At 48.7% G+C, this 11,917-nt stretch carries 8 protein-coding genes; all 8 read left to right on the top strand.

Features of this window, described 5'->3' with window-relative positions:
• Nucleotides 1-6: 6 nt before the first annotated feature.
• Entirely contained in the window at nt 7-1,248 is a 1,242-nt protein-coding gene (rseP, locus tag ESP131_RS12570; RefSeq protein WP_023468687.1) for an RIP metalloprotease RseP, read from the top strand.
• A 34-nt stretch (nt 1,249-1,282) separates the two neighbouring features.
• Nucleotides 1,283-2,983 (top strand): proline--tRNA ligase, encoded by a 1,701-nt coding sequence (locus ESP131_RS12565; protein WP_047393839.1) that lies wholly within the window; start codon nt 1,283-1,285, stop codon nt 2,981-2,983.
• Nucleotides 2,984-3,130: 147 nt separating this feature from the next.
• Nucleotides 3,131-7,402, top strand: a complete 4,272-nt coding sequence (locus ESP131_RS12560; protein WP_197499346.1) for a PolC-type DNA polymerase III — start codon at nt 3,131-3,133, stop codon at nt 7,400-7,402.
• 129 nt (nt 7,403-7,531) lie between these two features.
• Complete coding sequence (gene rimP, locus ESP131_RS12555) at nt 7,532-7,999, top strand: ribosome maturation factor RimP (protein ID WP_023468684.1); 468 nt, start codon at nt 7,532-7,534, stop codon at nt 7,997-7,999.
• Between the two features lie 17 nt (nt 8,000-8,016).
• On the top strand, nt 8,017-9,126 hold the full coding sequence (nusA, locus tag ESP131_RS12550; RefSeq protein ID WP_023468683.1) for a transcription termination factor NusA: 1,110 nt from the start codon (nt 8,017-8,019) through the stop codon (nt 9,124-9,126).
• Between the two features lie 3 nt (nt 9,127-9,129).
• Nucleotides 9,130-9,399 (top strand): RNase P modulator RnpM, encoded by a 270-nt coding sequence (gene rnpM / locus ESP131_RS12545; RefSeq protein WP_023468682.1) that lies wholly within the window; start codon nt 9,130-9,132, stop codon nt 9,397-9,399.
• The gene (locus ESP131_RS12540; RefSeq protein WP_023468681.1) at nt 9,392-9,694 is read left to right on the top strand and encodes a YlxQ family RNA-binding protein; all 303 of its coding nucleotides are present in this window, start codon (nt 9,392-9,394) and stop codon (nt 9,692-9,694) included. The genes rnpM and ESP131_RS12540 overlap by 8 nt, the downstream gene beginning before the upstream one ends.
• Nucleotides 9,695-9,709: 15 nt before the next feature.
• On the top strand, nt 9,710-11,881 hold the full coding sequence (gene infB, locus ESP131_RS12535) for a translation initiation factor IF-2 (protein WP_047393846.1): 2,172 nt from the start codon (nt 9,710-9,712) through the stop codon (nt 11,879-11,881).
• Nucleotides 11,882-11,917 lie beyond the last annotated feature (36 nt).

Raw genomic sequence — 11,917 nt, 5'->3', positions numbered from 1 at the left:
TAAGTAATGACGACCTTTATTTCAATCGTGCTGATGTTCGGTGTACTCGTCGCCGTCCATGAATGGGGTCATCTCGTAATGGCGAAGCGGGCAGGTATTCTCTGTCGGGAATTCGCGATTGGATTTGGACCGAAGATCTTTTCAGTGTTTAAGAATGAGACGTTGTATACGGTACGCCTGTTGCCGATTGGCGGTTACGTCAAGATGGCGGGTGAAGAACCTGAACTCGTAGAGATCAAATCAGGTCAAACCGTTGGATTACAGTTAAAGGACGGCGTCATCGAGACGATTTATTTCGATGCGGATCAGCCACAAGTCGATCAAGTCGTTACTGTCGAGCGGATTGACTTGTTGCGTCAACTCGAACTCGTTGGGTTACAAGACGAGACATCGGTTCGCTATCCTGTCTCACCGACAGCATTTCTTGTCGAAGGTCAGACACGGACACAAATTGCGCCATATGACCGCACATTTGGTTCGAAATCCGTATGGAAACGCGTCCTTGCGATTGCTGCAGGACCGTTCATGAACTTTGTCCTTGCGTTCGTCATTTTATTCGGTCTTGCCTTATATAATGGTTCTCCGACAGGGGAAAGCGTCATCGGAACAGTACAAAAAGGTTCACCTGCCGATCAAGCAGGACTTGTTGAAGGTGACCGGATTATCTCGGTCAACGGACAGGATACAGCAAAATGGACAGATTTACGTGCTGGATTCCAAGATCGTGCTGGGAAAGCGACAGAAGTAAAATATGAGCGTGATGGAAAAGAGACGACAACTGAGATCACGCCAAAAGTGCAACAGCAAGGGGAACAGAAGGTTGGCATCATCGGTGTCACGAATGAGACAGAAAAATCATTCGGAACAGCACTACAAACGGGCGTTTCAGAAACATGGCGGATGTCGACGCTTATCGTCGGAGCTGTTGGAGATCTCGTAACGGGTGTCGTTGGCGTCGATCAATTATCAGGACCAGTCGGGATCGTCAAAATGACCGATCAGGTCGCAGATAGTGGGTTCTCGATGCTATTGACATGGACAGCATTGTTGTCAGTCAACTTAGCAGTCTTCAACTTATTGCCACTTCCAGCACTTGACGGAGGACGATTGTTGTTCCTCTTCCTTGAAGCCTTACGCGGTAAACCAGTTGATCCTCAAAAAGAAGGATTGGTTCACTTCGTCGGTTTTGCGCTTTTGATGCTACTCATGCTCGTCGTCACTTGGAACGACATTCAAAAATTCTTTTAATTAATCACTCAGTCAAAGGAGTTCGTGACTCATTATGAAACAATCAAAACTATTCATGCCAACGTTGCGTGAAGTACCATCTGATGCAGAAGCCATCAGTCACCAACTCTTGCTTCGTGCAGGATTCATGCGTCAAAATGCCGCTGGGATCTATTCGTATCTACCACTCGCAAAACGAGTACTCGCAAACATCGAGACGATCATCCGTGAGGAATTAGAAGCGGCGGGTGCGCAAGAATTACTGATGCCAGCGATTCAACCAGCTGAACTATGGGAAGAAACAGGACGCTGGGATATCTATGGACCTGAATTAATGCGCTTGACGGATCGTCATGATCGCCGGTTCGCGCTCGGAGCGACGCACGAGGAACTGATCACTTCAATCGTTCGTGATGAATTGAACTCGTACAAAAAGTTACCGGTCAATCTCTTCCAGATTCAAATGAAGTACCGTGACGAACGTCGTCCACGTTTCGGTTTATTACGTGGTCGCGAGTTCATCATGAAGGACGCTTATTCGTTCCATTCTTCACAAGAGAGCTTAGACGAAGAGTATCAAAACATGTTTGATACGTATTCGCGGATTTTCACACGTGTTGGTCTTGAGTTCCGTCCAGTCGTCGCTGACTCAGGTGCGATTGGTGGTAGTGGAACACATGAGTTCCATGCGTTAGCAGCAATCGGTGAAGATACGATCGTCTACTCGGACCAATCGGATTATGCAGCGAACTTAGAGATGGCAGAGTCCATCGATGCCTATCCGAAGCAAGACAAAGCACCAGAAGCACTTGAAGAAGTGCATACGGCAGATGCGAAGACGATCGAAGCGGTCAGCGCACATCTGAATTTACCAGCAAACGAATCAATCAAGACCGTCATCTTCAAGACGGAGCAAGGACTTGTCATGGCACTTGTCCGTGGCGATCACGAAGTCAACGACATCAAGTTGAAAAACTATCTGGGTGCTCTCGACATCACGATGGCGAGCGACGAAGAGATTGAAGCAGCGCTTCACTCAACGCCTGGAACACTCGGACCGATCGGAGCAGACATGAAGATCGTCGCCGATTACGCGATCCGTGCCTTGACGAACGCTGTCTGTGGTGCGAACAAAGCGGAAACGCATTATATCCATGTCGACCCAAGCCGTGATTTCGAAGCCGACTATACGGATTTACGTTTCGTTGAAGAAGGTGACGCGTCACCAGACGGCAACGGCAACGTCAAATTCGCACGTGGTATCGAAGTCGGTCAAGTCTTCAAACTCGGCACACGTTACTCTGAAGGAATGGGAGCGACGTTCCTCGATGAAGGCGGTAAAGCGCAACCACTCATCATGGGTTGTTACGGCATCGGTGTCTCGCGGACATTGTCGGCAGTCGTCGAACAACATTATGATGAGCGCGGGATCATTTGGCCAAAAGCGATCGCACCATACGATGTCCATTTGATCGTCGTCAATGGTAAAAATGCGGAACAGCTTGAACTCGGAGAGACGCTATATCGTGAGTTGACAGCTGCAGGTTTTAGCGTCTTACTTGACGACCGGAAAGAACGAGCAGGCGTCAAGTTCGCCGATGCTGATTTGATCGGTCTACCGGTTCGTTTGAACGTCGGGAAAAAAGCGGCAGAAGGAATCGTCGAATTAAAAGCCCGTCGTGGTGGCGATGCAGAAGAAATTGGACAAGAACAAGTCGTTGAGGCTGTTCGTTCACTCTATGAAGGTTTAGAATAAAGTATGGAGACGGTCACTTTTCATAAAGTGACTGTTTTCTTGTCTCACACCCATTCGCCCCTTGGGCAATCCGCAAGAGGAGGAGGAGTTGCTGTCACGGTGTGAAGCGATCAGACAGCACAATTGCGAGTGGATACACAACAACGCATGTCACTGTTACTCAGTGACTTGGAATTACCGAACGGTATCATTGAAGAATACTTTAACGAAGCAGTCCTTGAGAAGCTTCGCGTTAATAAAGCAAAAGCAACCTGGACATTTGAGATCCGCTTGCCACATGTTTTACCCCAAAACGTTTATCAACTCTTTACGAGTCGCTTAGTCAGTCGGTATCAGCAATTCGCCGAAGTCAAAATCATCCTACATGCGGATAGTCGACCAGACGAACGCCTGTATCATGATTACTGGCCATACGTCGTGCAGGATCTCGCAGATGTCTCATCGGCGATGCGGACACAACTTGGACGGGTCTTACCGGAGTTCAAAGAACAGAAATTATTCATTCCGGTCCGGAGTGAACCGGAAGCAGGATTCTTAAAAAGTAGCTTATGTGGTGAGTTGCAGTTACTTTACAGTGCTTACGGATTTCCGAAATTCAACTGTGAACCGATTGTTCAAATCAACGAATCGAAACAAGAAGCGTTGCGCAATCAGGTGAAACAGGAAGACATGGAAGAAGCAAAACGGATGCTCGAGTTGCAATTCAAGCGGGAACAATCGCGGGATGACGATGAAGGACCGGTTGAGATCCGGATCGGGAAACCAATTCAAGATGAGATTGTCCCGATTAAGACGATCCAAGATGAGGAACGACGGATTGCGATCCGTGGTCTCGTCTTCTCGGCAGAGAGTCGTGAACTACGAAGTGGAAAGACGATCTTTACGTTCAAGATGACGGACTATACGGACTCCCTCGTCGTCAAGATGTTTGCGCGTGACGAAACAGACGTCAAGATCCTCTCAGCCATCAAAAAAGGGATGTGGATCCAGGCGGCAGGTCGCGTTGAGTTCGATACATTCCTACGCGATCTCTGTATGATGATTGCCCAACTGTCAGAAGTGAAGATGGAAGCACCGGCTGACCCTTGGGCAGGTGAGAAGCGTGTCGAGTTACATGCGCACTCGCAAATGAGTCAGATGGACGCTGTCATGAACGTGACGAAATACGTCGAACGCGCAGCAAAATGGGGTCATCCTGCTGTTGCGATCACGGATCACGCTGGCGCCCAAAGTTTCCCGGATGCCTACTATGCCGGAAAGAAAAACGATATCAAGGTACTATACGGAATCGAAGCGAATGTCGTCGATGACGGGGTGCAAGTCGCCTATCATCCGGTAGAACGTAACTTAGATGACGCGACATTCGTCGTCTTTGACGTCGAGACGACTGGTTTATCGGCGATGTACAACAAAATCATTGAACTCGCAGCCGTCAAGATCCACGACGGTGATATCATCGATAAGTTCGAAGCATTCGCGGATCCGAAACACCTGTTGTCGGCGACGACGATTGATTTGACAGGGATCACCGATGATATGGTCCGCGGAAAACCAGACCCGGAACAAGTCGTCAAGGAGTTCATGGACTGGGTCGGCGACTCGATTCTCGTTGCCCATAATGCTTCGTTTGATATCGGGTTCTTGAATGCGACACTCCGGTCTGGTGGACACGATGAATCGGTCTTGCCGGTCATTGATACGCTTGAGCTAGCCCGTGTCTTGATGCCGACGCTAAAAAATCACCGATTGAACACACTCGCGAAACGATTTGATATCGAATTGACGCAACATCACCGCGCCATCTATGACGCGGAAGCGACGGGATATTTGATGGTCAAGTTGCTTCAAATGGCAGATGAGATGTTCGACATGAAGACACACGCCTCACTCAACCGGGAGATGGGGAAAGATATCTCGCGGGCACGACCATACCACGCGACGGTCTATGCGAAGAACCGGACGGGCTTGAAGAATTTGTACCAATTGATTTCGATTGCTCATACGAAACACGTGCACCGTGTCGTCCGCACACCGCGCTCGCAACTCGTCGCGCACCGGGATGGTTTGATCATCGGATCAGCTTGCGATAATGGCGAAGTGTTTGATGCCGCTTTGAACAAGTCAGACGAAGATTTAGCGAAAGTGATGCAGTTCTATGATTTCATCGAGATTCAGCCACCCGCGATGTATGGTCATTTGATCGAGCGGGAAATCGTTCAGAATGAACTCGAACTGCGCGAACTGATCAAAAAAATCATCCGTGTCGCGGAAGAACATGATATCTTACCAGTTGCGACAGGGAACGTGCATTACCTCGATCAACATGACGCCACGTACCGGGAGATTTTGATCCGGACGCAAGGTGGAGCGAACATGCTGAACATGCGAAAACAACTGCCACCGGCACACTTCCGGACGACGAAGGAAATGATGGATGACTTCAAGTTCCTCGGGCCAGATGTATCGGAACGTCTCGTCATCACGAACAGTCAAGCCGTCGCGGAACAGTTCGAGAACATCGACATCATTCCAAAAGATCTCTATACACCAAAGATCGAAGGGGCGGATGAAGAAGTTCGGAACTTGTCGTACGATATGGCGCACCGGATTTACGGAGAGACGTTACCGGAAATCGTCGAAGCACGACTCGAAAAAGAGTTGAAGTCAATCATCGGTCACGGATTCGCCGTCATCTATTTGATTTCTCATAAACTCGTTAAAAAATCACTCGACGACGGCTATTTGGTCGGTTCACGGGGGTCGGTCGGATCAAGTCTCGTTGCGACGATGACCGAGATCACCGAAGTCAATCCCTTGCCGCCACACTATGTCTGTCCGAATTGTAAGGAATCGGAGTTCTTCGATGACGGTTCTGTCGGTTCGGGATTCGATTTACCGGATAAATCCTGTTCGAAATGTGATATCCCGTTATTTAAAGACGGTCATGATATTCCGTTTGAAACGTTCCTTGGATTTAAAGGGGATAAAGTACCGGATATCGATTTGAACTTCAGTGGAGAATATCAGCCGCAAGCACACGCCTATACGAAAGTCTTGTTCGGTGACGATTACGTCTACCGTGCCGGAACAATCGGAACGATTGCCGAGAAGACGGCGTATGGCTATGTCAAAGGGTATCAGTCGGAGAATGAGCTGACGTATCGGAATGCGGAAGTCGATCGTCTCGTCAGTGGTGTCACCGGCGTCAAACGAACGACTGGGCAACACCCAGGTGGGATCATCGTCGTACCGGACTATATGGATATTTATGATATTAGTCCGATTCAATATCCGGCAGATGATATGGGTTCTGAATGGAAGACGACACACTTTGACTTCCACTCGATTCACGATAACTTACTCAAACTCGATATCCTCGGTCACGATGACCCGACCATGATTCGGATGCTACAGGATTTATCAGGACGAGATCCGAAGACGATTCCGGTCGATGACCCGGAAGTCATGAAAATTTTCAGTTCGACGGAATCGATCGGCGTGACGCCGGAGCAAATCGATTCAAAAACGGGAACGCTCGGTATTCCCGAGTTTGGAACAAAGTTCGTCCGCCAAATGTTAGAAGAGACGAAACCGACGACGTTCTCGGAGCTCGTCCAGATTTCAGGACTCTCGCACGGAACGGATGTCTGGCTCGGAAACGCCAGCGAATTGATCTACAACGGAACATGTGAATTAAAAGACGTCATCGGTTGTCGAGATGACATCATGGTCTACTTGATCTATGCCGGTCTTGAACCGTCACTTGCTTTTAAAATCATGGAGTCGGTCCGAAAAGGGAAAGGACTCTCGATTGACATGGAAGAGGCGATGATCGAGAACGATGTGCCGCTCTGGTATATCGATTCTTGTAAGAAAATCAAGTACATGTTCCCGAAAGCCCATGCTGCTGCCTATGTCTTAATGGCTGTTCGGATCGCCTACTATAAAGTCCATCATCCAATGTATTACTACGCTTCGTACTTTACGGTACGTGCGGGTGACTTTGATATCGGTGCGATGAATAAAGGCTCTGCAGCCGTCCGGAAAGTCTTGCAAGACATCAAGGATAAAGGATTCGAGGCAACGGCGAAGGACAAGGGATTGTACACGGTTCTTGAAATCGCGCTTGAGATGATCGAACGGGGCTTTACGTTCCAAAAGGTCGATCTCTACCGCTCAAGTGCAACGGAATTCCTCATTGACGGGGATACGTTGTTACCACCGTTTAATGCCGTGACAGGTCTCGGGACGAATGCAGCGAAGCAGATCGTCGAAGCACGTAAAGGTGGCGAATTCCTCTCGAAGGAAGACCTCCAAAAACGTGCCAAGTTATCGAAAACGATCATCGAGACACTCGATAACCTAGGCTGTCTCGAAGGGTTACCGGACGAGAATCAGCTCTCCTTGTTCGACTTGTAAGCCCTTAGGAACACTTGCTTTGAGCGCTTTCCTATGCTATATTGAGTGAGGAAATGTTTTTTATACTACGACTTGGAAGGAGTAGGGGGACCTGCTCCTTTCTTGTTTGTTTTTTGAAGGAGGATGAAGATGACGAACGTAACGGAAAAGGTCGAAGCGCTCGCAAAACCAATCGTCGAACGAGAGGGGATGGAGCTAGTCGACGTTGAATTCGTCAAAGAAGGGGCGGATTGGTTCCTACGTGTCTCCATCGACAAAGAGGGTGGCGTGGATCTTGAAGACTGCGTCAAAATCAATGAACAGTTATCGGAAGCATTGAATGACAATGATCCGATCGACGAGCCGTATTACCTCGACGTCGCTAGTCCAGGAGCGGAACGTCCACTGAAGAAAGACGAGGACTTCGAAAAGGCGATTGGGAAACATGTGTATATCAAAACGCACGATCCAGTAAAGAATGCGGTTGAATTCGAAGGAACGTTGCTCGCGTACACACCTGAGATGCTTGAAATCGAAGTGCGTGTCAAAACAAGAAAATTGAAAATTGAGATACCGGTCGACAAGATTTCACTTGCGCGACTTGCGGTAATGTTCTGACGGAAAGGAAGAGAACGATGGGACCACAGTTACTCGAGGCGATCAATCAAATCGCGAAAGAGAAGGAAATTGACAAGAACATCATCATCGATGCGCTCGAACAGGCATTGATTTCAGCGTACCGACGCAACTTCGGAAAAGAATCGGAGGCTGTAAAGGTCGAATTCGACCAGCAGACAGGAGACATCCGTGTCTTCGCACTCAAGGAAGTCGTCGAACGATTGACACAACCAGAAGAGCAACTTTCGCTTGAAGAAGCGCACGAGATCGATCCGACATATGAACTCGGCGATTTCCATAAAGTCGAAGTGACGCCAGGCGACTTCGGTCGTGTTGCGGCACAAACGGCGAAGCAGATCGTCACACAAAAAATGCGTGAAGCAGAACGTGAACGCATCTACAATCACTTTGCGGATCGTGAAGATGAGATCATGACAGGTATCGTTGAGCGTCAAGATGCACGCAACTTGTACGTCAACCTAGAAGGTATCGAAGCTGTCTTGACGACACACGAGCAAATGCCGAACGAGCGTTTCGGGATTCGTGATCGCATCAAGGTGTACGTCACGAAGGTTGATCCGATGGTTAAAGGATCAGGGGCATCGATTCTCGTATCACGGACACATCCAGGTCTCTTAAAACGTCTCTTCGAAATCGAAGTACCAGAGATTTCAAGTGGCGAAGTCGAAGTTAAGTCTGTGGCGCGTGAAGCGGGCGACCGTTCGAAAATCGCAGTCGCAGCGGACGACATCGATCCAGTCGGTGCATGTGTCGGGCAAAAAGGGGCACGTGTTCAACGCATCGTCAATGATTTGAACGGGGAAAAAATCGATATCGTCCGTTACTCGGATGATCCGAAAGAATATGTTGCGAATGCACTCAGCCCAGCTCAAGTCGTTGCGGTCTACGTCAACGAACCGGCGAAAGCGACGATTGTCGTCGTTCCGGATTTCCAATTGTCACTTGCAATCGGGAAACGTGGTCAAAACGCGCGTCTCGCAGCGAAGTTGACAGGATGGAAAATCGACATTAAGAGCGAGTCTGAAGCGGAAGCGATGGATCTCGAAGATGTCTTCGCGACGGAAGAGCCGGCAGTAGAAGCGGTCCAAGTCGAAGGCGAGGAATAATTCGTGCAAAAAAAGGTACCATTACGCAAGTGTGTCATCACACAAGAAATGAAGCCGAAAAAAGAATTAATTCGTGTCGTCCGAACACCTGAACAAGAGGTCGTCATCGATTTAAATGGTAAGATGAATGGGCGAGGTGCCTATTTATCGAAAGATGCGGCAGTCATTGCGACGGCGAAGAAAAAACGGACGCTTGATCATCATTTGAAGGTCAAGACGACAGATGCCTTATACGATGAATTGCTTGAAATCGCGGGAGGTACAAATGAGTAAATGGGAATCCCTTCTCGGTCTCGCGAATCGAGCTAGAAAAGTGACGACGGGAGAAGAACTCGTACTGAAAGAAGTACGAGGAGGACAAGCGAAGCTTGTTCTCTTAGCAGCAGATGCGGGGGCTGCCACGCGTAAGAAAGTCACAGATAAATGTACGAGTTATCAGGTTCCTTACCTAGAAGTCGCCGACCGGACGATTCTCGGTCAAGCATTAGGAAAGGATGCGCGTGTTGTCGTGTCAGTCAATGAAGCCGGATTTGCGAAAAAGCTAACTGAACTCCTCTCGAACGACTAATTGGAGGTGGATCCTTTGGGTAAACGTGTATACGAATTCGCCAAGGAACAAAACGTAACAAGTAAGCAGGTCATCACCCAGCTCGAAAAGCTGGAGAAACCAGTCAAGAATCATATGGCAGTATTAGATGAACAGACAGTACAGCAACTCGATCAAGTATTTAATCCCGAAAAATATCGGGCTCAAAAGACGGAGGCTCCAAAACAAGTGAAATCAGATAATAAACCGAACCGACCAGGAAGTACAAACAAACCAGCAGGTAACCAATCACGTAACAGCAAAGGCGGACGCCCAGAATTCGGCAACCGTAACAACCGTGGCGGCAAACGTCGTCCGAACCAAAAGAAAGCAGAACCGCGTAAACTCGAAGTAGCGGATCCGAACTCGAAGTCGAGTCAACGGAAAGCAGCTCGCCGGGCGCAAGAAGAGGCGATGGCAAACGTCGTTCAATACTCTGATAACTTGACAGTCGGTGAACTCGCTGAAAAAATGGCGAAAAAACCAAATGAATTGATCATGAAATTGATGGGTCTCGGTGTCATGGCGACAATCAACCAAGATCTTGATGACGAGACAGTCGAACTGCTCGCGACAGAGTTTGGTTTTGAAGTCGAAAAGACAGTCCAAGTCGATGAGACGGACTTTGATCAATATGAATTGAACCTTGACAAGTACGAATTGTCTGAGCGTCCACCGGTCGTTACGATCATGGGACACGTCGACCACGGTAAAACGACATTGCTCGACTCGATCCGTAACACGAAGGTCACTGCAGGCGAAGCCGGCGGGATCACGCAGCACATCGGTGCTTACCAAGTTGAGATCGACGGCAAGAAGATCACGTTCCTCGATACACCAGGTCACGCGGCGTTCACGACGATGCGTGCACGTGGAGCAGATGTCACGGATATCGCGATCATCGTCGTTGCAGCCGATGACGGTGTCATGCCGCAGACGGAAGAAGCGATCAGCCACGCGAAAGCAGCTGGCGTTCCAATCATCGTTGCGGTCAACAAGATGGATAAAGAGGGTGCGAACCCTGACCGTGTCAAACAAGAATTGACAGAGTTCGAACTCGTTGCAGAAGACTGGGGCGGCGATACGATCTTCGTACCGGTTTCAGCTCTTAAAGGAGACGGCATCGACGAATTGCTCGAGATGATCCTTCTCGTTTCAGAAGTTCAAGAATACAAATCAACACCAGACATGAACGGTCGCGGAACAGTCATCGAGGCGAAACTCGATAAAGGACGCGGTCCAGTCGCTACACTTCTCGTTCAACACGGAACACTTCGTGTTGGTGACCCGATCGTCGTCGGTCACACGTTCGGTCGTATCCGGGCAATGGTCAACGATATCGGTCGTCGTGTCAAAGAAGTCGGACCATCGACGCCAATCGAAATCACAGGTTTAAACGATGTTCCGAAAGCGGGCGATCAATTCTTCGCATTCGAAGATGAGAAAAAAGCACGTCAAATCGGTGAAGCACGTTACCAACGTGAAATCGAAGCACAACGTCGCGATTCAGCGAAAGTTAGCTTAGAAGATCTCTTCGACCGCATCAAAGAAGGCGAAGTTAAGGACCTCAACATCATCATCAAAGGTGACGTTCAAGGTTCAGTTGAAGCCTTAGCCGGTTCATTGAAGAAAATTGATGTCGAAGGTGTTAAAATTAACATCGTACACTCAGGTGTTGGTGCGATCACAGAAGGTGACGTTATCCTCGCCTCAGCAGCAAATGCGATCATCATCGGATTCAACGTTCGTCCGGATGGTAACGCGAAATCAATGGCAGATCAGGAGAAAGTCGAAATTCGTCTTCACCGGATCATCTACAATGCGATTGAAGAAATCGAGCAAGCGATGAAAGGTCTCCTTGATCCTGAGTTCGTCGAGAAAATCATCGGTCAAGCTGAAGTCCGCGATGTCATCAAAGTATCGAAAGTCGGTACGATCGCAGGTGGATATGTCACGGAAGGTAAGTTAACGCGTGATGCAGGTGTCCGTGTCGTTCGTGATAGTATCGTCATCTACGAAGGAAAACTCGATACACTTCGCCGCTTCAAAGATGATGTCAAAGAAGTCGCTGCTGGTTACGAGTGTGGTATTAAGATCGAACGTTATGATGATGTGAAAGTTGATGATGTCATCGAAGCGTTCATTATGGAAGAAGTCAAACGGAAGTAACAGAACGGAATCCATTCTTCCGAACTGGAGGGAACA

Source organism: Exiguobacterium sp. U13-1, from assembly GCF_001750115.1.
Classification (GTDB): domain Bacteria; phylum Bacillota; class Bacilli; order Exiguobacteriales; family Exiguobacteriaceae; genus Exiguobacterium_A; species Exiguobacterium_A acetylicum.
This window is presented reverse-complemented; position numbering and strand designations above follow the sequence as displayed.

What these genes read in the sequence shown, in the direction of transcription:
- ESP131_RS12560 (WP_197499346.1), top strand. Translation starts at nt 3,131, where the DNA reads ATGTCACTGTTACTCAGTGACTTGGAATTACCGAACGGTATCATTGAA.
- ESP131_RS12540 (WP_023468681.1), top strand. Translation starts at nt 9,392, where the DNA reads ATGAGTAAATGGGAATCCCTTCTCGGTCTCGCGAATCGAGCTAGAAAA.
- rimP (WP_023468684.1), top strand. Translation starts at nt 7,532, where the DNA reads ATGACGAACGTAACGGAAAAGGTCGAAGCGCTCGCAAAACCAATCGTC.
- nusA (WP_023468683.1), top strand. Translation starts at nt 8,017, where the DNA reads ATGGGACCACAGTTACTCGAGGCGATCAATCAAATCGCGAAAGAGAAG.
- rseP (WP_023468687.1), top strand. Translation starts at nt 7, where the DNA reads ATGACGACCTTTATTTCAATCGTGCTGATGTTCGGTGTACTCGTCGCC.
- ESP131_RS12565 (WP_047393839.1), top strand. Translation starts at nt 1,283, where the DNA reads ATGAAACAATCAAAACTATTCATGCCAACGTTGCGTGAAGTACCATCT.